Source organism: Kocuria sp. CPCC 205263, from assembly GCF_040981075.1.
GTDB lineage: Bacteria > Actinomycetota > Actinomycetes > Actinomycetales > Micrococcaceae > Kocuria > Kocuria rosea.
This window is the reverse complement of the sequence record NZ_JAVKPV010000012.1, coordinates 1-24,119: the sequence shown is the minus strand read 5'-3', so window position 1 is coordinate 24,119 and position 24,119 is coordinate 1. Positions and strand designations below refer to the sequence as shown.

The window sequence follows — 24,119 nt, the reverse complement described above, 5'->3', positions numbered from 1 at the left end:
CGCGACGGCGCGGCCGGGGCGGGGATCAGAACACGATGGTCTGGCGGTCGTGCCGGATGATGCGGTCCTGGCAGTGCCACAGCACGGCGCGGGAGAGCACCTGGCGCTCCACGTCCGCGCCGCGACGGGCGAGCTCCTGCGCGGAGTCCCGGTGCGAGGCCCGCACCACGTCCTGCTCGATGATCGGGCCCTCGTCGAGGTCCTCGGTGACGTAGTGCGCGGTGGCGCCGATGATCTTCACGCCCCGCTCCTTGGCCTTGCGGTACGGCTCGGCCCCGATGAAGGCCGGCAGGAACGAGTGGTGGATGTTGATCACCGGCGCCCCGACCTCGGTCAGGAAAGTGGAGGACAGGATCTGCATGTAGCGGGCGAGGACCACGAGGTCGACGTTGCCCTGCAGCAGGCGCAGGTGCTCCGCCTCGGCCGCGGCCTTGTCCTGGGTGGGGACGTGGAAGAAGGGGATGCCGAAGCCGCGGACGTCCTCGGCCATGTCGGGGTGGTTGGAGACGACCATGGAGATCGTCATGGGCAGCTCGCCCCGGCGCTGGCGCCAGACGAGGTCGAGCAGGCAGTGGTCGGACTTCGAGGCGAAGATCGCCACGCGCCGCGGCACCGAGAGGTCCGTGAACCGCCACTCCAGCTCGAACCCGTCCCCGAGGGCCGCGCCGAGGTCCTGCTCGAGCGCCGGCCGCAGGGCCGGGTAGCCGGGCAGGTGGAAGACGGTGCGCTGGAAGAACGCCCCGCCCTCGGGGTCGTCCGAGTGCTGGTCGAGGGCCACGATGTTCGCGCCGTGCCGGGCGAGGACGTCGGTGACGACGGCGACGATCCCCGGCTGGTCCCGGCCGTGCACCACGAGGCTGGCGTGGTCCGGGCGGAGCATCGACGGGCGGGCCGCGCTCACGGGGTCCTCCCGTCCGTCCCGAACTCGCGGACCCACTCGGCCGTGGCCCGGAGTCCGCCGAAGGTGTAGAAGTGCAGCAGCACCTGCCCGTGGACGGCGGGGTCGAGGCCGGCGGCGAGGTCGCGCAGGAAGCGGTCCGGGCCCGCGGTGCCCAGCAGGTTGGTCAGGGAGAAGCCGTACTTCTGGACGATCCCCGCCGAGGTGCCCACGCCGAAGCGGCGCGCGTAGCCGAGCAGCCGCCGGACGCCCGCCGGCCCGGGCACCCCGATCCGCACCGGGGTGTCGACGCCGCGGCGGCGCACCTCGGCCAGCCACTCCAGGACCGGGTCCTTGTCGAAGCCGAACTGGGTGATGATCTCGGGCTCGAGGCCCTGCTCGCGGATCGCGGCGGTCTTGTCGATCAGGGCGGACCAGAGGGCGGCGTCGTCGATGCCGGGGTGGCCCTCCGGGTAGCCGCTGACGCCCACACCCCGCACGCCGTGCCGCGGGAGCACTCCGGTGCGGATGACGGAGAGGGAGTCCGGGTAGGGGCCCTCGGGGGTCTCGGGGTCCCCGCCCACCACGAACACGTGCTCGGCGGCGCCGACCTCCGCGAGCGCCGCGAGGAACTCCTCGAGCTCGCCCTGGGAGCGCAGCCTCCGCGCCGAGAGGTGGGGCACGGGGACGAAGCCGTGCTCGCGCACCGCGCGGGCCGCGGCCACGCGCATGCCCAGGTCCTCGTTGCCGAGGAAGGTCACGTTGATCCGGGTCCCCGCCGGGACCACGGCGGCGGCCTCCTCCAGGGCCGGCACGTCCTTGCCCGTCATCTCGAGGGAGAAGTCCCGGAGCAGCGCGGCGGCCGGTCCGGCGTGGGGCGGGTCGATCGGCATCGGTCCACATCCTTTCCGCGGTGCGTGCCCGGGGGCGCGCCGCGGGCGTGGGGTTCACACGGTCTCGCCGCCAGTGTCGCAGGTCACAATAACTATGTACAGAGTGTTTCGGTGCCGGGCGGCCCGGGGTGCCCCGCGAACACTAGTCATACAAATTATTTATTTGTACTATTCATTCTGACCGCCGCCACCGAGACCCTCGAGGATCCCGCCATGCCGTACACCCCGGACACGGTTCGCCACGTCCAGCTCTCCACCGCCACCCTGCCGCTGAGCACCCCGATCTCCGACGCCAAGGTCTTCACCGGCCGGCAGCGGCCGATGACCGAGGTCGTGTTCCTCTTCGCCGAGATCAGCACGGCGCAGGGGCACACCGGGATGGGCTTCAGCTACTCCAAGCGCGCCGGGGGCCCCGCCCAGTACGCCCACGCGAAGGAGGTGGCGGAGGGCCTGATCGGCGAGGACCCCAACGACATCGCCAGGGTGTACGACAAGCTGCTGTGGGCGGGCGCCTCCGTGGGCCGCTCCGGAGTGGCCACCCAGGCGCTGGCCGCTATCGACGTGGCCCTCTGGGATCTCAAGGCCAAGCGCGCCGGGCTGCCGCTGGCCAAGCTGCTGGGCGCCCACCGGGACTCCGTGCGGACCTACAACACCTCCGGCGGGTTCCTCAACGCCTCCCTGGAGGAGGTCCGGGACCGCGCCACCCGCTCCCTCGAGGAGGGCATCGGCGGGATCAAGATCAAGGTGGGCCTGCCCGACTCCGCCGAGGACCTGCGCCGCGTGGCGGGCGTCCGCGAGCACATCGGTGCGGGCGTGCCCCTGATGGTCGACGCCAACCAGCAGTGGGACCGCGCCACGGCCCTGCGCATGGGCCGCCGGCTGGAGGAGTTCGACCTCGTCTGGATCGAGGAGCCCCTGGACGCCTACGACGCCGAGGGCCACGCCCAGCTGGCCGCGGCTCTGGACACGCCGATCGCCACCGGCGAGATGCTCGCCTCCGTCGCGGAGCACGTCCGGCTCATCGACGCCCGGGCCTGCGACATCATCCAGCCCGACGCCCCGCGCGTGGGGGGCATCACCCAGTTCCTGCGCCTGGCGGCCCTGGCCGACCAGCGCGGACTGGGGCTGGCCCCCCACTTCGCCATGGAGATCCACCTGCACCTGGCGGCGGCCTATCCGCGCGAGCCGTGGGTGGAGCACTTCGACTGGCTCGACCCCCTCTTCGAGGAGCGCCTGGAGACCCGGGACGGGCGCATGCTCGTCCCCGACCGCCCCGGGCTGGGCGTCACGCTCAGCGGCCAGGCCCGCGCCTGGACCACGGACAGCGTGGCCTTCGGCCGGTCGTAGACACCGCGGCCGGCGCCCCCGGCGGGCGCCGGCGCGACACGGCCGACGAAATCCGAGCGACCTCTTGACCCGTGAGGCAGGTCACAGCTACGCTCGGGAAAACGCTTTCCAGAACGCGTTGCCTCGACCCATAGGAGACATGATCAGCATGAAGCGAACGGGAACCCTCGCGAAGGCCGCCACCGTCCTCAGCGTGTCGGCGCTGGCCCTGACCGGCTGCGGCGGCGCCGACGACGCGAACGCCGACGGCAACGTCGAGCTGCGCTTCGCCTGGTGGGGCTCCGACACCCGCCACCAGCAGACGCAGGAGATCATCGACGCCTTCGAGGAGCAGAACCCGGGGGTCACCATCGTGGGCGAGTACGGCGACTTCGGCGGCTACTGGGACAAGCTGGCCACGCAGACGGCCTCCAGCGACGCCCCGGACATCATCCAGATGGACGAGAAGTACCTGCGCGAGTACGCGGACAACGGCGCGCTGCTGGACCTCTCCGACGTGGACGTCGCCGAGCTCGACGAGGGCGTCGTGGACAGCGGCCGGACCGAGGAGGGCCTCTTCGGCGTGGCCACGGGCGTCAACGTGATGGCGATGATGGCGAACCCCACCATCTACGAGGAGGCCGGGGTCGAGCTGCCGGACGACTCCACGTGGACCTGGGACGACTTCTCCGAGGTCTCCCAGCAGATCGCCGAGAACACGGACGTCCACGGCACCAGCGGCCCGAACGAGCCGGCCGGCTTCCAGATCTGGCTGCGCCAGCAGGGCAAGGAGCTCACCACGCCCGAGGGGCAGCTCGGCTTCGAGGCCAGCGACGCCGCCGGCTACCTGGGCATGTGGCACCAGATGATGGAGGACGGCGCCCTGCCCCCGGCCTCGGTGGTCACGGAGGACCAGGAGCCGGGCCCCGACCAGTCGCTGACCGGCACCAACGGCGCGGCCATGGGCATGTGGTGGACCAACCAGCTGAGCGCCCTCAACGCCGCGTCCGGCAACCAGCTGGTCCCGCTCCGCTTCCCGAGCACCGACGGCACCGAGGGCGGCGCGCAGCTCTTCCAGAAGTCGGCGATGTTCATGTCCGCCTCCGCCCGCACCGAGCACCCCGAGGAGGTCAAGGCGTTCATCGACTTCATGGTCAACAGCGAGGAGGCCGGCAAGATCAACCTCGCGGACCGCGGCCTGCCCGCCAACGAGACGGTGCGCGAGGCCGTGCTGCCCGAGCTCAGCGAGGCGGACACCGCGGCCGCGGAGTTCGTCGAGGAGATCCAGCCCGAGCTGGGCGAGGCGCTGCCGGTCCCGCCGCTGGGCTTCAGCACCCTGCAGGAGATCATCTACCGCTACGAGCTCGACGTGCTCTTCGAGCGCTCGACCCCCGAGGAGGCCGCCGAGCGCATGATGTCCGAGATGGAGTCGGCGATCAGCTGACCCCCCGCACACTCCGCGGGTGCCGGACGGCACCGTCCGGCGCCCGCGGCTCCACCTGCCCCCGCCCGCCGAACCCGCCCGCCGAATCCAGGAGAACCTGTGCAGACCCAGACCGTGTCCGCCCCCGCCGCCCGCACCGCGCCGGAGGGACCCGTGCGCGTCTGCCTGGTGGGGATCGGCGGCTTCGGCGGACGCCACCTCGCGAACATCCGCCGGCTCGAGGAGGAGGGCCGCGTCCGCCTGGTGGCGGCCGTCGACCGGCGGGTCGACGACGGCGGGGTGCTCGGACCGGACGTGCCCATGTTCGGCGACCTGGCGCAGCTGGAGGACGCCGGCCCGGACGTGGACGTCGTGGTGGTCTCCACCCCCATCGACACCCACTTCGACCTCGCCCTGGCCGCCCTCCGGATGGGGGCCGACGTCCTGCTCGAGAAGCCCCCCGTGGCCAACCTCGACCAGTTCGACCGTCTCCTCGAGGCCGCCGGGGCGGCGGACCGGCTCGTCCAGGTGGGCTTCCAGAGCCTGGGCTCCCACTCCCTGGAGGTCGTCGAGCAGCTGCTCGCGAGCGGGGAGATCGGGCGGCTGCGCGCGGTGGGCGCCACGGGGCTGTGGTCCCGGGACACCGACTACTTCACCCGGTCCCCGTGGGCCGGGCGGCGCCGCATCGGCGGGGTGGACGTGGTGGACGGCGTGGTCACCAACCCGCTGGCCCACGCGGTGATGACCGCCCTGCACCTCGCCGGCGCCCGCACCCGCGAGGACGTCGCCGAGCTGCGCACCGAGCTCTACCGCGCCAACGCCATCGAGTCCGACGACACCTCGGTGGTCCGGGTGCGCACCGCGGCCGGGATCCCGGTCACGTGCGCCCTGACCCTGTGCGCCGCCGAGCAGCAGGACCCGTTCATCACCGTGGAGGGCACGGAGGGGCAGGCCGTCCTGCACTACACCCAGGACCGGCTGACCGTCACGGGCCCGGAGGGGACGCGGGTCGTCGAGTCCGGGCGCACGAACCTGCTCGAGAACCTGATCGACGCCCGGGCCCGGGGCACCGCGCTGCTGTGCCCGCTGGTCGCCACGGGGGCCTTCGTGCGGGTGCTGGACGCCGTCCGCACCGCCCCGGACCCCGTCCCGATCGCCCCCGAGCACGTCCGCTGGCACCAGGAGGACGGGACGGCACCGCGCGCCGTCCTCGACGGGATCGAGGACTGGGCGGCGCGGGCGGTCAGGGCGCAGTCGGACTTCGCCGGCCTGGGCGCCCCCTGGGCGAACCCCGCCGCCACGAGCGGGAGCGTGCTCCTCGGCGAGCGCGAGGTCGCGCAGGTCCGCACGGGCGAGGACGTCGCCCCGACCTCCTCCCCCCGCCCGTTCCTGCACCCCGTGCGGACCCTCGGCGGCGTCGTCCTCACGGACCAGCAGCCCCTGGACCACGTCTGGCACCTGGGGGTCGGCACGGCGCTCCAGGACGTGGACGGCCTCAACTTCTGGGGCGGGCGTACCTACACCCGGGAGGCGCAGCGCTACGTGTGGCGGGAGGACCACGGCCGCGTGCTCCGGGTCGCGGCGCACCACGCCGGCGACCGCCTGGACGAGGAGCTCGCCTGGACGGGCCCGAACGGCGCCGCGGTGCTGACCGAGGAGCGCCGCTGGACGTTCCGACCCGTGCACGAGCACGCCTGGGAGCTCGGCCTGCGCTTCCGCCTCTCCCCCGCCGGCGACCACCCGGTGCGGCTCGGCAGCCCCGGTTCCAACGGGCGGGCCGGCGGCGGCTACGGGGGGTTCTTCTGGCGGCTCCCCGCCTGCACCGACGCGGACGTGTTCACCGCGGACGCGGCGGGCGAGCAGGCCGTGCACGGCAGCACCTCCCCGTGGCTGGCGTTCTCCGCCGAGTTCGCGGGGCGCCCCGCGACCCTCGTCCTGCGGCGCGGCGACGACTCGGCCGACCCCTGGTTCGTCCGGCACGCCGGGTACCCGGGGGTGGGCCTCGCCCTGGCCTGGGACGCGCCCGTCACCACGACGACGGACCGGCCGGTCGAGCGGGAGGTGCGCGTGCTCGTCGTCGACGGCCGTCTCGACACCCCCCGGGTGGAGGCCCTGCTCGGGGACGCGGCCCGGGGCCGGACCGCGTGAGCGCCCCGGAGCGGGCGGAGAAGCGCCGGCGGGTCCTGCGGGTGCTGGACGCGCACGGGGTGGACGCCGTGCTGCTGCAGAGCCACTCCGCCGTGTCCTGGTACCTCGACGGCGCGCGCGTGCACGTCTCGCTCGCCGGTCCGCCGGTGGCCGCGGTCCTGGTGCACCGGGACGGCGACGAGGTCGTGACCTCCCCCAACGAGGCCGCCCGCCTGGTGGCCGAGGAGCTGCCCGCGGGCGTCCGGCTGCACGAGGTGCCCTGGCACGGGTCCCTCACGGCGCCGGAGGACTGGTTCCCCGGGGCGCGTGCGATGGCCGTGGCCGCCGAGGAGTGCGTCGCCGCACCGCTGCGGGCGGCGCGGGCATCCCTGCTCCCCGGCGAGGCGCAGCGCTACGCGCAGCTGTGCCGGGACGCCGCGGCGGTGCTGACCGGGGCGCTGACCCGGGCGACCCCGCGCACCACCGAGCGGGAGCTCGCCGCCGAGCTGACCGCCGGCCTGGTGCGCGCGGGCGCGGAACCCGTCGTGGTGCTGTGCGGGGGCGCCGACCGCCTGCCCCACCGCCACCCCCTGCCGACCGCCGGGCCCCTGGGCCGGCGCGCGATGGCGGTCGTCTGCGCCCGCCGCGGCGGACTCATCGCCAACGCGACCCGCTGGGTACGCTTCGGCCCGGCCGAGCCCGCCGAGACGGACGCGGAGGCGAGGATCGCGGAGGTCGAGGCCGACGTCCTCGACGCGCTGCGCCCCGGGCTGCCCCTCGCCGACCTGCTGCCGGTGCTCCGGCACGCCTATCCGCGCCACGGCTTCGACGCCGAGGAGTGGACCCGCCACCACCAGGGCGGGCCCGCCGGGTACGCCGGGCGGGACCCGCGGCTCGCCCCCGGGGTGCCGGACCTCGTGCACGAGCACCAGGCCTTCACGTGGAACCCGTCCGCGCCGGGCACGAAGATCGAGGACACGGTGCTGCTGGGTCCCGGCGGCGTCGTGCCCCTGTCCGTGGACCCGCGCTGGCCCGTGGTCCGGGTCCGGGGCCGGGACCGCCCGGCCGTGCTGGAGCGCTGACGCGGCCCCGTCCGTCCGCACCGAGCAGGAAGGCCCGCACCCCCGGGGGTGCGGGCCTTCCGGCGGTCCGGGCTCCGGTGCTCAGGGACGCGCACCGTCCAGGGCGGGCAGCGCCTGCTGCTGCAGGACCAGGCCGAGACCGGGCAGGTCCCGGGTCTCCAGCCGCGAGCCGGTCACCACGACCGGGGACGGCCCGTCCAGGATCCCGAGGTCCGCGAACCCGGCGTCCTCCACGACCTCGACCGTGGTGGGCTCGGCGAGAGTCAGGGCCAGCTGCCCGGAGAGGTCCGGCAGCAGGTGCGGGGCGATCCCCACGCTGTGCGTGCGCGCGAGCTCCACGATCCGCCGGAACGGCGTGATGCCGCCCACCCGGACGATGTTCGGCTGGACGACGTCCACGGCGCCGGCCGTGATGAAGTCCCGGAAGCGGTAGACGTTGTGCAGGTTCTCCCCCAGGGCGATGGGGACCCGGCTGAACCGGCGCAGCTGCCGGTAGCCCTCGAGGTCGTCGGCGCGCAGCGGCTCCTCCAGCCACGACGGCCCGAACTCGGCGAGGGCGTCCAGGGCCCGGCGCGCCGTGGGCAGGTCCCACCGCTGGTTGGCGTCGACCATGAGCCCGCGGTGCGGGCCGAGCAGCTCCCGGACGGCCGCCACGCGCTCCACGTCCTCGCGCAGGTCGGCCCTGCCCACCTTGATCTTGACCGCGCCGAAGCCGGCGGCGACCCACCGGCGCACCTGCTCCTGCAGCTCCTCAAGGGTGTAGTGCAGGTTCACGCCGGAGCCGTAGACGGCCACGCTCTCCTGCCGGCGGCCCAGCAGCGAGGTGATCGAGACCCCGGCCCGGCGCGCCCGCAGGTCCCACAGCGCGAGGTCCACGCCCGCGAGCGCCACGCCGGTCAGCCCGGCGCCGCCCTCGTGCAGGTGCTTCCAGGCGTCGTCCCAGAGGGCCTCGGGGTTCTCGGTGCGCCCGCGCACGAAGCCCGCGAGGTCGTCGTCGAGGAGCGCCTTCACGGCCGTCGCCCCGATCGTCGGGGTCCAGGAGAAGCCCGTGCCGGTGGCGCCGTCGTCGGCCACGACCGTGACGGCCACGAGGTGGTTCTGCGGGGCCTCCGGCCCCCAGCTGCGCGGCAGCCGGGCCGTGATGAGCTCCGTGTGCAGGGCGGCGATGCTCATGCGGTGTCCTTCCCGTGCCGGCCGGCGCCCGCGGGCTCCCCGGCCGCGGCGGCCACGGGCTCCTCCCGGAGCTCGGTGCGCCAGCTGCGCGCCGGCTCCCAGCCCAGGACCCGGCGGGCCTTGTCGATGCTGAAGGCGGGGGCCGTCCCGGTCAGTCCCGCGGCGAGCTGCTCGCTGCCCGGGACGAACTCGGGCAGCAGCTCCGCGAGCGGGCGCCGGGCCAGGGCGTCGGCGGCGCCCACCAGGAAGGTGTCGCCGTTGCAAATCGCGCCCATCCGTTCCAGCAGCGCCTCCAGGAAGGCCGTGACGTCCCGGGCGTCCACGTAGTTGAACAGCGCCGGCGCGGCGAGCGCGGGGTCGTCGAGCCGCTCCCGCACGGTGTGGCCCTGCTGCGTCGGGGCGCCCTCCCACTCCTCGGGGGCGATCACGTAGCAGGGGCGGAAGGACGCGTAGCGCACGGTCTCGCCGCGGGCGGCGGCGAACATCTGCGCCACCTGCTCCGCCACGTGCTTGGACAGCCCGTAGGCGTGCCACGGCCGGGGCGGGGTCTCCTCGGTGAGCGGGAGCGCGGGCGGCAGCCAGCCCGCCGGGGAGCCGTAGCCCAGCACCGTGGGGCTGCTGGCCATGACGATCCGCCGCACGCCGGCCTCGGTCGCCGCGCCGGCCACGTTGTGCGCGATCACCGCGTTGGTCTGCAGGATGACGTGCTCGGGGGCGCTGAACGGGACGGCGATGGCCGCGAGGTTGAGCACGGCGTCCGGGCGGGCCGCGCGCATCAGCGCGTGCACGGCGTCCGGGTCGGTGAGCTCCGCGCCGCGGTGCTCCACGGCGGGGTGGGAGCCGGCGGGGTCGGCGGGCAGGGACCGGTCGACGCTGAGGACGTCGTAGCCGGCCTCCGCCAGTCCGGCGACCACGCTGCGGCCGAGCCGGCCCGCGCCGCCGGTGACGAGGACGCGGCTCATGCCGGGACCTCGCTCCGGCTCGCCCCGGCGGCCGCGCCCAGGTCCAGCTCGGCGATCCGGACGGGCAGCCCGGACTCGAGGGAGCGGTTGCCGGCGATGCCCACGGCCACCGCCGCCACGCCGTCCCGGTAGCCGGAGGGCCGCCCGTACGGGTCCTCGCCGGGGCCGCGGAAGACGTCCGCCAGCAGCAGCCGGTCCCCGCCGCCGTGGCTGCCCGCTCCGTTGCTGATGACGACCTCCTCGGCGGCGCCCCAGTGGCGCTGGACGGTCAGGCGCTCGCCGCGGCTGCGGGCCCCGCCCCGGTGGGGGCCCACCGTGACCGAGGGGTCCACCGGGGAGCCGCCGCTCGCCGGCAGGACCGCCGCCCGTTCGACGACCTCCAGCTCGGCCCGGCCCTCGGTGCCGTTGACGGCCACCCGGTACCCCTCCCACGGGGAGTGCGCGTTGAGGGAGTAGGAGAGGGTGGCGCCGCGGGCGTAGTCGACCACGAGGGCCAGGTTGTCCTCGATGCTGATCCCGTCGGAGAACACGTCCTGGTCCCGGCGGTACCCGTCGTGGTGCTGGTGGTCGAGGTAGAGCCGGCTCAGCCGCTCGTCGGTGCGCAGGTCCAGGGCGAAGGGGTCGCCCCCCTCGACGTCCCGTGCGGGGGCGCCCGCGCGCGCCCGGGCCTCGGCGTTGTCCCGGCCGTAGAACCGCAGCCCGCCCGAGGCGAAGACCCGCTCCGGGGTGTCGGCCAGCCACCAGTTGACCAGGTCGAAGTGGTGGGAGGACTTGTGCACCAGCAGCCCGCCGGAGTTCTCCTTCTGCCGGTGCCAGCGGCGGAAGTAGTCGGCGCCGTGCACGGTGTCGAGCATCCAGCTGAAGTCCACGGAGGTGACCGTGCCGATCGCCCCGGACTGCACGACGTCCTTGAGGGCGGTGTTGCGCGGGGAGTACCGGTAGTTGAAGGTGACCACTACGTGGCGGCCGGTCTCCTCGACGGCCGCGGTGATCCGGCGGCAGCCCTCGGCGTCCACGGTCAGGGGCTTCTCGACGACGGCGTCCGCCCCGGCGCGCAGCGTCTGACAGATGTAGTCGGCGTGGGTGAAGTCGGGGGTGGTGATGATGACCCGGTCGATCCCCTGCTCGCGGATCGTCCGGGTGAGCTCCGCGGGGTCCAGGACGCCGATCCGGACGCCGGAGGTCTCCTCGGCGAGCCGGCGGTAGTGCTCGGCCCGCCCGGGGTTGGTGTCGCCCACCGCCACCAGCTCGGCGACGTCGGCGTGGTCGTCCAGCAGGGAGCGGAGGTACATCTCGCACCGGTTGCCGGTGCCGACCAGGACGTACCGGGTCCGCCTCTCCTGCCGTGCCGTGCCGTCCGTGCCGCTGTGTGCTGCGCTGTCCATCGGTTGCTCCTGGTTCTGGAGGGGTGTGCGGGGGTGCGGGCCGGGCGGCCGGGTGTCCCCGGCCCGGGCGGGCCGGGGACACCGGGGGCCCTGCTCGGGGCCCGTCGCCGGCTACTTGATGCCCGTGGTGGCGATGCCCTTCACGAGGAACTTCTGTCCCACGAGGAAGGCGATGAACACCGGCAGCAGGGACACGATCGACATCGCGAACAGGGATCCCCACGAGGACTCCCCGGAGGCGTCCACGAAGGCCCGCAGCGCCACGGGGACGGTGAACATGTTCGGGTCGGTCAGGTAGATCAGGGCGCTGAAGAAGTCGTTCCAGGTCCAGATGAACGTGAAGATCGTGGTGGTGGCCAGGGCCGGGACCATCATCGGCAGGATGATCTGCCCGAAGATCCGGGCGTGCCCGGCGCCGTCGATCCGCGCCGCCTCGTCCATGTCCTTCGGGATGCCGCGGATGAACTGCACCATGAGGAACACGAAGAACGCGTCGGTGGCGAGCAGCTTCGGCACGATCAGGGGCCAGAAGGTGTTCACCCACCCGATCTGGGAGAACATGATGTACTGCGGCACGATCACCACGTGGAACGGCAGCATGATGGTGAGGAGCATGAGGGCGAAGGCCGGCTTCTTGAAGCGGAACTCCAGCCGGGCGAAGGCGTAGGCCGCCATGGAGCAGGAGACCAGGTTGCCGACGATGCACCCGAGCACCACCACCGCGGAGTTGAACAGGTACACGCTGAACGGGCTGGACAGGGCGCCCCACCCGTCCGAGTAGTTCGCGGTCTCGAGCGTCTGCAGCAGGATCCCGGGCTCGCGGAAGATGATGTCGTCGGGGCGCAGGGAGCTGGCCACCATCCACAGCAGCGGGTAGATCATCACGCCGCCGGTGAGGATCAGCGCCAGGTGCTTGAGCAGGGAGCGGATCCGTGCCCGGGTCCCCGGACCGCGGGGCTTCGGCGCCGGGGCGCTCTGCGAGCCCTCGGTCTGCGCCGGGACGAGGTCCTGGTCGGCCGTCCGGACGGCGCTGTCGGCGATTGTCGAATTAGTCATCGTAGAACACCCAATACTTAGACGCGATGAAGTTGAGGGCGGTGAACGCCCCGATGATGAGGAGCAGCAGCCAGGCCATGGCCGCGGCGTAGCCCATGTCGAAGCGGCCGAAGCCCGTCTGGTACAGGTACAGCGTGAAGAACATCGTCGAGTCGGACGGACCTCCGCGGCCGCCGGAGACGATGAACGCCTGCGTGAAGGACTGGAACGCCTGGATGATCTGCAGCACCAGGTTGAAGAAGATGATCGGGCTCAGCAGCGGCAGCGTGATCCGGAAGAACTTTGTGATCTTCCCGGCGCCGTCGATGGAGGCCGCCTCGTAGTACATGGTGGGGATCTGGCGCAGGCCCGCGAGGAAGATGATCATCGGCGCCCCGAAGGTCCACACGTGCAGCAGGATGATGCTGCCGAGCGCGGTCCGGGGATCGGCGATCCAGCCGATGCCCTCGATGCCCACGAGGGCCAGGAGCTGGTTGACCAGTCCGGTGGTGCCGAAGAGCTGCTTCCAGAGGATGGCGATGGCCACCGAGGAGCCGAGCAGCGAGGGCAGGTAGAAGACGGAGCGGTAGAACGCGAGGCCGCGCAGGCCCCGGTCGAGGACCATGGCGATCGCCAGGGCCAGCATGAGCTGCAGCGGCACCCCGACGAGCACGTACGTGAAGGTCACCTGCAGCGAGTTGTGCAGCCGCTCGTCCGCCAGCATCCGGGAGAAGTTCTCCGTCCCGATCCAGTCGGGCGCCCGCATGAGGTTGTAGTCGGTGAAGGAGAGGTAGAGGGACATCAGCATGGGGCCCAGGGTGATGACCACCAGCCCCACGATCCACGGTGCCAGGAAGACCGCTGCGGCCTTGTTGTCCCGCCGGTCGGCGCGGGTCCTCCTCCGGCCGGCCGCACCCTTGGCCCGCTTCCCGGGCAGGCCCTCCCGGGTCAGCTCCTCGACGACGCTCATGCCGGGACCGCCCCTCGGCGCAGCCGCGCCCGGGAGACCCGGAGCGGTTCGGTGTCGATGTGCCTCGTTGTCATCGGTATCTCCTCGGAGCGGGTGGGAAAGCGTTTTCCAGAGCTGCGTTGCGTTCAGGCTAGTGGCCGGTTCCTGTGACGTCAACCACAATCTACGGTTGTGTCGGCACCCGTCGCGGGGCCGACCCGCCGTCGGACGGGAGCCCGGCCAGGAGCCGCAGCGCCTCGACGGTGGCCGGCGGGCCGTAGCGCCCCGCCTCGTCCTGCGCGGCCCGGACGGACGGCGCGACGCCCACGAGCGAGGCCGCCGCCAGGACCCCCGCGCCGCGCAGCTGCTCCGCGGACAGGTCCAGCCGGCCCGCCACGGCGACGACGGGCACGCCCCGGGCCGCGGCGAGCGCGGCCGCGGCGAGCGGCGCCTTGCCCTGCAGCGACTGGGCGTCCAGCGACCCCTCGCCGACGACGAGCAGGTCCGCATCCTCGAGCTGCTCCTCGAGCCCCACGAGGGAGGACACGAGGTCGAAGCCGCGCTCGAGCGTCGCCGGGGTCAGGGCCAGGAAGCCGGACGGGAAGCCGCCGGCGGCGCCGGCCCCCGGGAGCAGGAACGGACGGGCGCCCTCGAGACCGGCCAGCAGCCCGGCCCAGCGCCGGAGCGCGGCGTCCAGCTCGCGCCGGGCGGCGCGGTTCGCGCCCTTCTGCGGGGCGAAGACGTGCGCGGCCCCGTCGGGGCCGTGCAGCGGGTTCTGCACGTCCACGGCCAGCCGCAGCCGCACCGTGCGCAGCCTCGGGTCCAGGGCGGAGGCGTCCAGGCGGGCGGCGGACAGCAGCCCCTCCCCGCCCAGGGGGACGGGCGCGCCGTCGTCGTCGAGGACGTCCAGGCCGAGCGCCCGCAGGGCGCCCGAGCCCCCGTCCGTCATCGCCGAGCCGCCGAGCCCGACGACGACGTCGGTCGCCCCGGCGTCCAGCGCCGCCCGGATCAGCTGGCCGCAGCCGTAGCTGTGCGCCGCCCGGGCCGTCGCCGGACTCGGGCGCACCTGGTCCAGCCCGCTCGCCTGGGCGGACTCGATGACCGCGGTGGTGGCGCCGGAGGGCGCCGTGAGCAGCGCCCAGCGCGCCCGCACCCTGCCCTCCACGGCGCCCCGGACGAGGGTGCGGCGCAGCCGCGCCCCGGCCGCCACCGCGGCGTCGACCGTGCCCTCGCCCCCGTCGGCCAGGGGCACCGCCCGGATCCGGGCCCCGGGCCGGTGCTCGCGCACCCCGGCCGCGAGCACGGCGGCGGCCTCGGCCGCCGTCAGCGACCCTTTGAACTTGTCCGGGGCCACGACCACCCGGGGCCGCTCACTGAGCTCGTGCGGCCCCACGTCAGGCCGTGGCGCGGGCGGGTGCGCCGGTCAGGGACGGCAGCACCAGGGACTCCCAGCGCTCCTTCATCACGGCGAGCACGACGTCCGGGTCCTGGTCGAAGATCTCCTGGTTGAAGATCTCGACCTCGACCGGGCCCGTGTAGCCGGCGGCGGCGACCCAGCGCCCGATCGAGCCGAAGTCGATCACCCCGTCCCCCATCATCCCGCGGGAGAGCAGGGCGTCGGAGGCGATCGGCAGGTTGAAGTCGCAGACCTGGTAGGACGCCAGCCGGCCCTCCGCGCCGGCCCGGGCGATCTGGGTCTCCAGCCCGGGGTCCCACCAGACGTGGAAGGTGTCCACCACCACGCCCACGGCGTCCACCGGGTGCGGGGCGGCGAGGTCCAGGGCCTGCCCGAGCGTGGAGAGCACGGCCCGGTCGGCCGCGTACATGGGGTGGAGCGCCTCGAGCACGAGGCGCACCCCGTGCTCGAGGGCGTAGGGGACGAGCTCGGCGAGCCGTTCGGCCACGCGCTCGCGGGCCGCCACGACGTCCTTGTCGCCCCGGTCGCCCTCGCCGCCCAGGACGTGGGCGGCGGCGGGCAGGCCGCCGACGACCATGATCAGCTCGCTCGTGCCCAGGACCTGGGCCTCCCGGATCGCGGCCCGGTTGCTCTCGAGGGCGGCCCGCTGCCCGGCCTCGTCGGCCGCCGTGAGGAAGCCGCCGCGGCACAGGCTGGAGACCTGCAGCCCGGCCTGCTCGATGATCCGGGCCGCGTTCTCGAGCCCTGCCTCGGCCACGCGGTCGCGCCACACGCCGATGTGCCCCAGCCCGGCGCGGGCGGTGGCGTCCACCGCCTGCTGCAGGGTCAGGCCGCGGGTGGTGCCCGTGTTCAGCGACAGCTGGAAGTCCGCGCTCATGCCGCACCTCCGGTGCTGCCAGCCGGCACGAGAGCCGGTGCGAGGACCGGCGCGCCGAGGCCCGCCGCGTCGAGGAAGGTGCTCATCCGCCGCGCGGCGAGCTCCGGGTCGAGCAGCAGCCCGGCCCGGTCGGCCAGCCTGAACACCTCGACCAGGTGCGGCACGGAGCGGCCCGAGTGCAGTCCGCCGACCATCTGGAACCCCGGCTGGCTGCCGTTGAGCCAGGACAGGAACGCGATGCCGCACTTGTAGTAGAAGGTCGGGGCGCTGAAGACGTGGCGCCCGAGCTCCTCCGTGGCGTCGAGGATCGCCCGCGCCCGGCCGGGCTCCCCGGCGTCGTAGGCCTGCAGCGCGGTGGACGCCGCCGGGTAGATGCCGGCGAAGATCCCCAGCAGCGCGTCGGAGTGCCGGGTGCCGTCGCCGTCGATGAGCTCGGGGTAGTTGAAGTCGTCGCCGGTGTAGAGGCGGACCCCCTCCGGCAGCGCCGCCCGTAGCCGGGTCTCGTGCGCGGCGTCCAGGAGGGAGACCTTGACGCCGTCGACCTGCCCCGGGTGGGACCGGATGAGCTCGAGGAAGGTCTCCGTGGCCGTGTCCACCGCGTCACTGCCCCAGTAGCCGGCCAGCGCCGGGTCGAACATCGTCCCGAGCCAGTGCAGGACCACGGGATGCCGGGCCTCGCCCAGCAGCTGGGAGTAGACCCGCAGGTAGTCGTCGGCGTCCTGGGCGGCCCGCACCAGTGCGCGGGACGCCATCAGGATGACCTTCGCCCCGGCGCCCTCGACCACCTCGACCTGCTCCCGGTAGGCCTCGAGCACGGCGCGCAGCCCGGTCTCGCCGGGCGTGACGCCCGCCGGGTCCAGCTGGTCCGTGCCCGCCCCGCACGCGATGAGGTCGCGGACGGTCCTGCCCGCCAGGGCCGGGTTGCCGGTGGCCAGCGCCGCCGAGGCCTCGGCGGTCGAGCGCCGGATCAGCTGCTGGGTGGCCGGCCAGTCCAGGCCCATCCCCCGCTGGGCGGTGTCCATGGCGTCGGCCACGCCCAGCCCGTAGGACCAGATGTCGTGGCGGAAGCCCAGGGTCGCGTCCCAGTCCAGCTGCGCCGGCGCCCCGGGGGTGTTGTCCGCGAGCACCAGGGGCACCACGTGCGCGGCGGCGTAGGCCTTGCGCGCGGTGAGGGGCGCCTGCGGCCGGGTCCAGCTCCCCGGTCCGGAGAGCACGTGCTCGGTGCGGGATCCGCTGCCGTCGGGCAGGAGCACGGCGCTCACCGGACGGCCTCGGCGGTGCGCCGCTCGGCCGGGGACAGCTCGATCGCCGGGATGTCGATGGTGCGGCGCTCGGCCGAGGAGCGCAGGCCCAGCTCGGCCAGCTGCACCCCGCGCGCGGCGGAGAGCAGCCCGAACCGGTGTTCGCGGCCCGCTGCGACGTCGGCCAGGAACTCCTCCCACTGCGCCTTGAAGCCGTTGTCCAGCTCCGCGTTGGCCGGCACCTCCAGCCACTGGTCGCGGAAGGACTCGGTGACGGGCAGGTCCGGGTTCCAGACCGGCTTGGGCGTGTGGGCCCGCTGCTGGGCCACGCACTTGTTCAGCCCGGCGACCGCCGAGCCGTGGGTGCCGTCCACCTGGAACTCCACCAGCTCGTCGCGGTACACGCGCACGGCCCAGGAGGAGTTGATCTGGGCGACCACGGGGTCGCCGTCCGGGGTCTCGAGCTCGAAGACGCCGTAGGCGGCGTCGTCCGCGGTGGCCGGGTACTCGTGGCCCTGCTCGTCCCACCGCGCGGGGATGTGCGTCACGGCGGTCGAGGTGACGGACCGGACCGGGCCCACGATGCCCTCGAGGACGTAGTTCCAGTGGCAGTACATGTCGACGGTCATGGACCCGCCGTCCTCGCGCCGGTAGTTCCAGGACGGGCGCTGGGCCTCCTGGTGCTCGCCCTCGAAGACCCAGTAGCCGAACTCGCCGCGCAGGGACAGGATCCGGCCGAAGAAGCCCTCGTCCACGAGCCGCCGCAGCTTCACGAGACCGGGCAGGTAGAGCTTGTCGTGGACCACGCCGGCGGTGACGCCTCGCTCCTGGGCGATCTGCGCCAGCTCCACCGCCTCGTCCAGGGTCTCGGCGGTCGGCTTCTCGGTGTAGACGTGCTTGCCGGCGCGCATGGCCTTCTTGAGGGTCTCGGCCCGGAGGCTGGTCATGGAGGCGTCGAAGACCACGTCCACGGTGGGGTCCTCGATGACCGCGTCGAGATCGGTGGTCCAGTGCTCCACGCCGTGCCGGCGCGCCAGCTCGGCGACCTTGGCCTCGTTGCGGCCCACGAGGATCGGCTCGACGGTCACGCGGGTGCCGTCCGGCAGGGTCACTCCTCCCTGGTCCCGGATGGGCAGGATCGAGCGCAGCAGGTGCTGGCGGTAGCCCATGCGGCCGGTGATGCCGTTCATGGCGATGCGGAGAACTCGGGGCTCGGACATCATCAACTCCAGAGGATTCGGGAAATTTGTAGGAAAGCGCTTTCCACTCTAGGGTTGGCTCAGTGTGATTGTCAACACGTTCCCGGCCCCGGACTCCCCGGCGCGGGGGCGAGACGCCCACCGGATGCGGTGAGGAGGAAGCAGGACCGGACGATGAGCGCAGTGACCCTCTCCCAGGTGGCCCGGGAGGCCGGGGTGTCCCTGGCCACGGCCTCCCGGGTGCTCAACGGGTCGGACCGCCGGCCGGCCGAGCACATCGCGGAGCGCGTCCGGGACGCCGCGGAGTCCCTCGGCTACGTGGCCAACGCCCAGGCGCAGGCGCTGGCGCGGTCCACCACCGGACTGGTGGGGCTCGTGGTCCACGACATCGCCGACCCCTACTTCTCCTCGATCGCCAAGGGCGTGCAGCGCCGGGCCCGCGCGGACCGGCACCAGCTGCTGCTGGCCGCGACCGACGGCACCGACCAGCTCGACGCCGTCGCGGCCTTCGCGTCCCACCGCACCGACGCGATCATCATGGCGGGCTCGCGGCGGCGGGAGATCGACCCCCGGCTGCTCGCCGAGCTCACCCGCTACCAGAAGAACGGCGGCCGGGTGGTGACCATCGGCCAGGCCTGGCTCGAGGGCGCCGGCGCCGTCACCATCGACAACCGCAGCGCCGGCGACGACCTGACGGACATGCTGATCGGGACGGGCCGGACCCGCTTCGCCTTCCTCGGCGGGCCGGACGAGCTCGCCAGCGCGGCGGAGCGCCGGGCGGGCTTCCGCGCGGCCCTCGAGCGGGCGGGCCTGGAGCCGGAGGCCGAGGTCACGGAGGACTTCAACAGCCAGGGCGGCTACGAGGCCGCACGGGCGCTGGTGGACCGGCTCGGAGCCGCCGCCGTGCGCGGGCTCACGGTCGTGGTCGGCAACGACGTCATGGCGCTCGGCGCGATCGCGGGCTTCCGGCACGCCGGGCTCGTGGTGCCGGACGACCTGCGGGTGGCCGGCTTCGACGACATCCCCAACCTGCGGGACTTCTCCCCGGGCCTGACCACCGTGCGCTTCCCCCTGGAGCAGATCGGGGAGACCGCCGCGGACATCGCCCTGAGCCACGACCAGGTCCGGATCGAGCACGTGGTGGGCGACATCGTGCGGCGCGAGAGCGCCTGACCGCGCCACGACCGAGGGCGCCGCCGCCGGACTCCTGTCCGGCGGCGGCGCCCCGGTCGTGCGGGGGTGGGGCTCAGAGGTGCGCCTCCCCGGCCTTCACGGCCAGGACCGGCCGGTCGGACTGCAGGAGGATCCGCTGGGCGTGCGAGCCCATGATGAACTTCCCCACCTGGGAGCGCTGGCGCAGGCCGATGACGATCCGGGACACGTCGTGCTCGCGGGCGAGATCGAGGATCTCCTGGGCGAGGTCGTCCCGGTGGGACGGCTGGAGCACGGTGTGCGGGACGCCGGCGGACTCGGCGGCGGAGGTGACGCGGCGCAGGTCGTCGTCCGAGGCGACCGACTTGTCCGCCAGGGCGCCCTCGCGCACGGAGTTGACGATCAGCAACCGCTCCCCCCGCAGCCGGGCCTCCTCGATGGCGGCCCGGACGGCGGCCTCGCCGACGGGTGTGGGGACGTAACCGACGAGGATGCTCATGCGTTCTCCTTGACAGGGGTGCGGTCGGTGTCCTCGGCGGACGGTCCCGCGGGGGACATCCCGGAGGCGCTGCGACGGCGGAGGGCGGACTGGATGACGGGCAGAACGGCGACGAGCACGAACAGCAGCAGCAGGGTCGCCGAGATGGGGCGGGTGAAGAACCCGGTGACGTCTCCCTCGAAGACGAGCAGGGAGCGGCGCAGGTTGGACTCCAGCAGGGAGCCGAGGACGAAGGCCAGCACCAGGGGGCCGGGCTCGAAGCCGAACTTCTTCATGAGGTAGCCGACGGCGCCGAAGACCACGACGAGCATGACGTCGAACATCGAGTTGTTGATCGTGTAGGCGCCCAGCATCGTGATGAGCACGGTGATGGGGGCGAGGATGGCGCCCCGCACCCGGAGGATGCGCACGAAGACCCCGATCAACGGGATCGACATGATCAGCAGCAGGATGTTGCCGACGTACATGGAGTTGACCACGCCCCAGAACAGCTCGGGGTCCTGCTGGACGAGCTGCGGGCCCGGCGTGACACCCTGGATGAGCAGGGCGCCGAACATCAGGGCCATCGTGGCGTTGGCCGGGATGCCCAGGGTGAGCAGGGGGATGAAGGAGCTGGTGGCCGCCGCGTTGTTGGCGGTCTCCGGTCCGGCGACGCCCTCGATGGCGCCCCGGCCGAAGCGCTCGGGCTGCTTGGCCCGCTTCTTCTCCATGGCGTAGGCGGCCATCGAGGAGATCGTGGCGCCGCCGCCGGGCAGGATGCCGAGGAAGAAGCCCAGGACCGAGCCGCGGCCGATGGCCCCGGACGACTGCTTGAGATCCGCCCGGGAGGGCCAGACGTTGGAGACCTTGTCGGGCGCCTTGGCCGCACGGTGGCGCTCCTCCAGGTTGTGCAGGATCTCGCCGAGGCCGAACAGCCCCATGGCCACGGGCACGAAGTCGATGCCGTCGGCCAGGTTGAGGTTGCCGAACGTGAGCCGTTCGGCTCCGGTGAAGACGTCGCGGCCGACCGTGGCCAGCAGCAGCCCGAAGCACGCGGCGATCAGCGCCTTGGACTTGTTGCCGTTGCTGATGGTGGCCACCAGCAGGATGCCGAGCAGGGCGAGCGCGGTGTACTCGGGCGGACCGAAGTCGAGGGCGAAGCCGGCGACGAGCGGGGCCAGGAAGGTGAGGCCGACGATCGCGACGGTGCCGCCGATGAAGGAGCCGATCGCGGCGATGCCCAGCGCGGTGCCGGCTCGGCCCTGCTTGGCCAGCATGTAGCCGTCGAAGACCGTGACCACGGAGCTGGCCTCGCCGGGCAGCCGGAGCAGCACGGAGGTGATGGTCCCGCCGTACTGGGCCCCGTAGAAGATGCCGGCCAGCATGATGATCGCCGTCACCGGTTCGATGCCGTAGGTCAGCGGCAGCAGGATGGCGATGGTCGCGGCGGGGCCCAGGCCGGGCAGCACGCCGATCAGCATGCCGATGGTCACGCCCAGGAGGCAGTACAGGAGGTTGGTCGGTTGGAGGACGACGCCGAAGCCGTCCAGGGCGGGTTGCAGGAAGTCCATGCGGGAGCCTTTGGTCGGTGGCCGCCGTGGCGGCGGCCGTCAGAACAGGTGCGGGATCGACGTACCGAGGGCGGTGATGAAGATCAGGTAGAAGGCGACGACGACGAGCGCGGAGTACAGGGTCGCGGCCCGCCACGTCTCGCCGCCCAGGAACTTCATCCAGACGAAGGACAGGAGCAGGGCGGGGATCTCGAAGCCGATCACGGGCATGAGCAGCACCAGCCCCACGAGGGTCACGAGCCCGCAGGCGGCCAGCAGCGACTCCCGGGTGAACTTCTCCCCCTCTCCTCCGCGCCGGCCCAGGACCAGGTGGGACAGGCCGATCACGACGGCCACGACGCTCACCACGAACGGCCACATGCCGGGGGCCGGCTGCTGCGGTGTGCCCAGTCCCATGCGCAGGGACAGCACGGCCGCAGCAGCCGCCAGCACCGTGACCGCCAGGGTCGAGCCGAGGGCCGCCGCGCGGCCGCCGGGCGGGGGCCCCTCGGCCTCCCACTGGGCGGCGAGCTGCTCCGGGGTGAGCTCCTCGACCGCCGTCTCCGGGTCGTGGAGGACGTCGGCGACGGAGGCCGTGTCGTCCGGGCGGGACTGCTTCATGGAGTCGCTCCTGGCTGTGGTGGTCGTCATGGCCGTGGTGGTCGTCATGGCGGCGCCGGTCCCTACTCGGCGAGGGAGATGTCGTGCTCCTCGACGAGCTGCTCGTAGCGCTCGGCGAGCTCGGTCCACTCCGCCTCGACCTCCTCGCCGGAGACCTCCCACGGGGTGAGCAGGTTCTGCTCGTTGAAGTCCTGGTAGGTCTCCGACTGCACGGCGGCATCGAAGGCCTCGACCAGCCGCGCCTTGACGTCGTCCGGGAGCCCCTCGGGAGCGGCCACCGCCCGGTACTGGGAGACGGGGACGTCGTAGCCGGACTCGACGGCGGTGGGCACATCGGGCAGGAACTCGTTGCGCTCCTCGGAGAACACCACGATCGGCGTCACCTCGCCGGCGTCGATCTGCGGCTTGGCCTCGCCCAGCTGGACGGTGGCGACCTGCACCTGGTCGCCGAGCACGGCAGTCAGCGCCGGGGAGCCGGAGTCGAAGGGCACCTCGGTGCCGGTGATGTCGGCCTGCGCGAACAGCACGGTCTGGGCCAGCTGGGAGCCGGTGCCCACGCCGGTGGTGCCGTAGCTGAACGTGCCGGAGGCGCTCTCCACGTCCTCGAGGGTCCCGAAGCCGGACTCCTTGCTCGCGACCATCACGTAGTCGTCCTGGGACAGGCCCTTGAGCACCTCGACGTCGTCCAGGGACACGGCCTCCTCCTCGCCCACGGCCAGCGGCGTGATGGTGATCAGCGAGGCGTTGAGCAGCACCAGGTTCTGACCGTCGGGGGACGCGCCGGCGACCTCCTGGGTGGCGAGGGCGCCGTTGGCGCCGGGCTTGTTCACGACCGGCATCGGGACCCCGAGGTCCTCCGTGGCGGCGTCGGACACGGCGCGGGCGATGAGGTCGGTGGATCCGCCGGCGGCCTGGCCCACGGTCAGGGTGATGGGATCCGTCGGGAAGTCCGCCCCGGAGGCGCTGCCGCCCCCGCCGACGTTGCCGCCGCACGCGCTGAGCGCGAGGAGCGAGGTCGCTGCGGTGACGCCGACGAGCGCCGTGCGGAACGAGGTGTTCTTCATGGGTTCTCCTGAAGGGGTGAGGGATCGGAACCACCGGACCGGGGCGCGAGAGGACTCGCACCTCTGTGAGTGGCATCACAAGCGGATCGGTTCCCGAGCCTAAAGAGGGATGATGATGCCTGTCCAAGCCAATTCGTGCATTGAGTAATACCCGGAGGACATGATGTTCACACTCGATCAGGCACGGAGCTTCATCGCCGTCGCGGAGGAGCTGCACTTCGGCCGCGCCGCCGTGCGGCTCAACATGACGCAGCCTCCCCTGAGCCGCCAGATCCAGAAGCTCGAGAAGACGGTGGGGGTCGAGCTCCTGGAGCGGGACAACCGCCGGGTGGCGCTCACGGCCGCCGGGCGGGCGTTCCTGGTCGAGACCCGCAAGCTGGTGGTCGCCGCCGACCGGGCGCCGCTGCTGGCGCGGCGGATCGCCGCCGGGCGCTCGGGCGTGCTGCGGATCGGCTTCACGGCGGCCTCCGGGTTCAGCCTGCTGGGACCGCTGCTCAGCGAGATCGAGCGGGTGCTGCCGGACGTCGACGTCGACCTGCAGGAACTGGTGACCGGCGAGCAGCTGCAGGCGCTCGAGAACGGCGACCTCGACCTCGGGCTCGCCCGCCCGCCCTTCGACACGGAGCTCTTCGAGTCGCAGCTGCTGCTCGCCGAGGACCTGTACGTCGCCGCCCCGGCCGACCACCCGCTGAGCACCCTCAGGCGGCCCGTCACGTCGGCCGACCTCAAGGACCTCCCGCTGATCATGCACTCCCCCACCAAGGCGCGGTACTTCTACGACCACGTGGTGCGGCTCGTGGAGGTGGAGCACCGCAACGTCGTCCACACCGTCAGCCAGGTCCTCACCATGGTGGCGCTCGTGGCCGCGGGGCGAGGAATCGCCTTCGTCCCGGAGTCCGCCCGGCTGCTCGGCATCGACGGTGTGTCCTACCACCGGCTGGCCAGCAGCTCCTCGGGCTCCGTCGAGCTGCACGCCCTGTGGGACCGCACCTCGAAGAATCCCGCCCTGCACCATCTGCTCGACCTCCTGCGCACCCAGCCGCACTGAGCCCAGCAATCGATGCCCTCAGTGCATGACTCCATTCAAAAACGGCCTTGGACAGCATCAAAAGTCCTCCCTAGGGTGAGACGTGATTCACAGGCAGAACGCCTCACCTCGACCCATACGAAGGACGACGACCGTGGCCACACACACGCCCCAGGAACTGGCGGACAAGCTCAAGGACGGTCTGCTGTCCTTCCCCGTCACCGCGTTCGACCAGGACCTGCTCTTCGACGAGAGCGCCTA

Annotated in this window: 21 protein-coding genes and 1 pseudogene; 7 read left to right on the top strand and 15 right to left on the bottom strand. The window is 73.1% G+C overall.

The window, feature by feature from the left end; translation table 11 throughout:
- Positions 1–25 precede the first annotated feature (25 nt).
- Both purU and RF647_RS15925 read right to left on the bottom strand, forming a co-directional pair.
- A complete protein-coding gene (gene purU / locus RF647_RS15930) occupies positions 26–880 on the bottom strand; it encodes a formyltetrahydrofolate deformylase (RefSeq protein WP_368812640.1) in 855 nt (284 codons plus the stop codon).
- Positions 881–897: 17 nt separating this feature from the next.
- Positions 898–1,770 carry a methylenetetrahydrofolate reductase gene (locus RF647_RS15925; protein WP_368812584.1) on the bottom strand — a complete coding sequence of 291 codons (873 nt, stop codon included), beginning with the start codon at positions 1,768–1,770 and terminating at the stop codon, positions 898–900.
- A gap of 213 nt (positions 1,771–1,983) precedes the next feature.
- Here RF647_RS15925 and RF647_RS15920 point away from each other — a divergent pair, with 213 nt between their 5' ends.
- The 4 genes from RF647_RS15920 to RF647_RS15905 all read left to right on the top strand — a co-directional run bounded on the left by RF647_RS15920 (position 1,984) and on the right by RF647_RS15905 (position 7,728).
- Entirely contained in the window at positions 1,984–3,117 is a 1,134-nt protein-coding gene (locus RF647_RS15920; RefSeq protein ID WP_368812582.1) for a mandelate racemase/muconate lactonizing enzyme family protein, read from the top strand.
- A gap of 148 nt (positions 3,118–3,265) precedes the next feature.
- Complete coding sequence (locus RF647_RS15915) at positions 3,266–4,540, top strand: ABC transporter substrate-binding protein (RefSeq protein WP_043739617.1); 1,275 nt, start codon at positions 3,266–3,268, stop codon at positions 4,538–4,540.
- Between the two features lie 99 nt (positions 4,541–4,639).
- Positions 4,640–6,667 (top strand): DUF6807 family protein, encoded by a 2,028-nt coding sequence (locus RF647_RS15910; RefSeq protein ID WP_368812580.1) that lies wholly within the window; start codon positions 4,640–4,642, stop codon positions 6,665–6,667.
- Positions 6,664–7,728, top strand: coding sequence for a M24 family metallopeptidase (locus RF647_RS15905; protein ID WP_368812579.1), 1,065 nt, complete (start codon positions 6,664–6,666; stop codon positions 7,726–7,728). Before RF647_RS15910 ends, RF647_RS15905 begins: the two co-directional genes overlap by 4 nt.
- Positions 7,729–7,809: 81 nt before the next feature.
- Here the strand turns inward: RF647_RS15905 and RF647_RS15900 are convergent, their stop codons facing one another.
- The 9 genes from RF647_RS15900 to RF647_RS15860 form a co-directional block, all read right to left on the bottom strand.
- On the bottom strand, positions 7,810–8,901 hold the full coding sequence (locus RF647_RS15900) for a mandelate racemase/muconate lactonizing enzyme family protein (RefSeq protein ID WP_368812578.1): 1,092 nt from the start codon (positions 8,899–8,901) through the stop codon (positions 7,810–7,812).
- Positions 8,898–9,863 carry an NAD-dependent epimerase/dehydratase family protein gene (locus RF647_RS15895; RefSeq protein WP_368812577.1) on the bottom strand — a complete coding sequence of 322 codons (966 nt, stop codon included), beginning with the start codon at positions 9,861–9,863 and terminating at the stop codon, positions 8,898–8,900. The genes RF647_RS15900 and RF647_RS15895 overlap by 4 nt, the downstream gene beginning before the upstream one ends.
- Positions 9,860–11,248 carry a Gfo/Idh/MocA family protein gene (locus tag RF647_RS15890; RefSeq protein ID WP_368812576.1) on the bottom strand — a complete coding sequence of 463 codons (1,389 nt, stop codon included), beginning with the start codon at positions 11,246–11,248 and terminating at the stop codon, positions 9,860–9,862. The genes RF647_RS15895 and RF647_RS15890 overlap by 4 nt, the downstream gene beginning before the upstream one ends.
- 111 nt (positions 11,249–11,359) lie before the next feature.
- A complete protein-coding gene (locus RF647_RS15885; protein ID WP_172604323.1) occupies positions 11,360–12,304 on the bottom strand; it encodes a carbohydrate ABC transporter permease in 945 nt (314 codons plus the stop codon).
- Positions 12,297–13,253 carry a carbohydrate ABC transporter permease gene (locus RF647_RS15880; RefSeq protein WP_368812575.1) on the bottom strand — a complete coding sequence of 319 codons (957 nt, stop codon included), beginning with the start codon at positions 13,251–13,253 and terminating at the stop codon, positions 12,297–12,299. Before RF647_RS15880 ends, RF647_RS15885 begins: the two co-directional genes overlap by 8 nt.
- Positions 13,254–13,416: 163 nt before the next feature.
- Positions 13,417–14,586, bottom strand: a complete 1,170-nt coding sequence (locus tag RF647_RS15875) for a glycerate kinase (RefSeq protein WP_368812574.1) — start codon at positions 14,584–14,586, stop codon at positions 13,417–13,419.
- A 40-nt stretch (positions 14,587–14,626) separates the two neighbouring features.
- A complete protein-coding gene (locus RF647_RS15870) occupies positions 14,627–15,526 on the bottom strand; it encodes a sugar phosphate isomerase/epimerase family protein (protein WP_368812573.1) in 900 nt (299 codons plus the stop codon).
- Positions 15,523–16,788 (bottom strand): dihydrodipicolinate synthase family protein, encoded by a 1,266-nt coding sequence (locus tag RF647_RS15865; protein WP_368812572.1) that lies wholly within the window; start codon positions 16,786–16,788, stop codon positions 15,523–15,525. The genes RF647_RS15870 and RF647_RS15865 overlap by 4 nt, the downstream gene beginning before the upstream one ends.
- Positions 16,785–17,987, bottom strand: coding sequence for a Gfo/Idh/MocA family protein (locus RF647_RS15860; RefSeq protein ID WP_095650257.1), 1,203 nt, complete (start codon positions 17,985–17,987; stop codon positions 16,785–16,787). Before RF647_RS15860 ends, RF647_RS15865 begins: the two co-directional genes overlap by 4 nt.
- A 153-nt stretch (positions 17,988–18,140) precedes the next feature.
- Here RF647_RS15860 and RF647_RS15855 point away from each other — a divergent pair, with 153 nt between their 5' ends.
- On the top strand, positions 18,141–19,139 hold the full coding sequence (locus RF647_RS15855; RefSeq protein WP_368812571.1) for a LacI family DNA-binding transcriptional regulator: 999 nt from the start codon (positions 18,141–18,143) through the stop codon (positions 19,137–19,139).
- A 73-nt stretch (positions 19,140–19,212) separates the two neighbouring features.
- On the opposite strand, the gene RF647_RS15850 is transcribed toward RF647_RS15855, so the two are convergent.
- Genes RF647_RS15850 through RF647_RS15835 form a run of 4 tightly spaced genes read right to left on the bottom strand, consistent with a single transcriptional unit; the run spans position 19,213 to position 22,831 of the window.
- Positions 19,213–19,617: a universal stress protein gene (locus tag RF647_RS15850; RefSeq protein ID WP_017834662.1), complete on the bottom strand. Its 405-nt coding sequence runs from the start codon at positions 19,615–19,617 to the stop codon at positions 19,213–19,215.
- Positions 19,614–21,167 carry a tripartite tricarboxylate transporter permease gene (locus RF647_RS15845; RefSeq protein WP_368812570.1) on the bottom strand — a complete coding sequence of 518 codons (1,554 nt, stop codon included), beginning with the start codon at positions 21,165–21,167 and terminating at the stop codon, positions 19,614–19,616. Before RF647_RS15845 ends, RF647_RS15850 begins: the two co-directional genes overlap by 4 nt.
- Before the next feature lie 39 nt (positions 21,168–21,206).
- Complete coding sequence (locus RF647_RS15840; protein ID WP_368812568.1) at positions 21,207–21,815, bottom strand: tripartite tricarboxylate transporter TctB family protein; 609 nt, start codon at positions 21,813–21,815, stop codon at positions 21,207–21,209.
- Between the two features lie 14 nt (positions 21,816–21,829).
- Positions 21,830–22,831, bottom strand: coding sequence for a tripartite tricarboxylate transporter substrate binding protein (locus RF647_RS15835; protein ID WP_368812567.1), 1,002 nt, complete (start codon positions 22,829–22,831; stop codon positions 21,830–21,832).
- 163 nt (positions 22,832–22,994) lie between these two features.
- On the opposite strand from RF647_RS15835, the gene RF647_RS15830 reads away from it, so the two are divergent.
- Both RF647_RS15830 and RF647_RS15825 read left to right on the top strand, forming a co-directional pair.
- Entirely contained in the window at positions 22,995–23,879 is an 885-nt protein-coding gene (locus RF647_RS15830; protein WP_368812566.1) for a LysR family transcriptional regulator, read from the top strand.
- Positions 23,880–24,012: 133 nt separating this feature from the next.
- Positions 24,013–24,119, top strand: a pseudogene (locus tag RF647_RS15825) (5-dehydro-4-deoxyglucarate dehydratase); the annotation flags it as partial.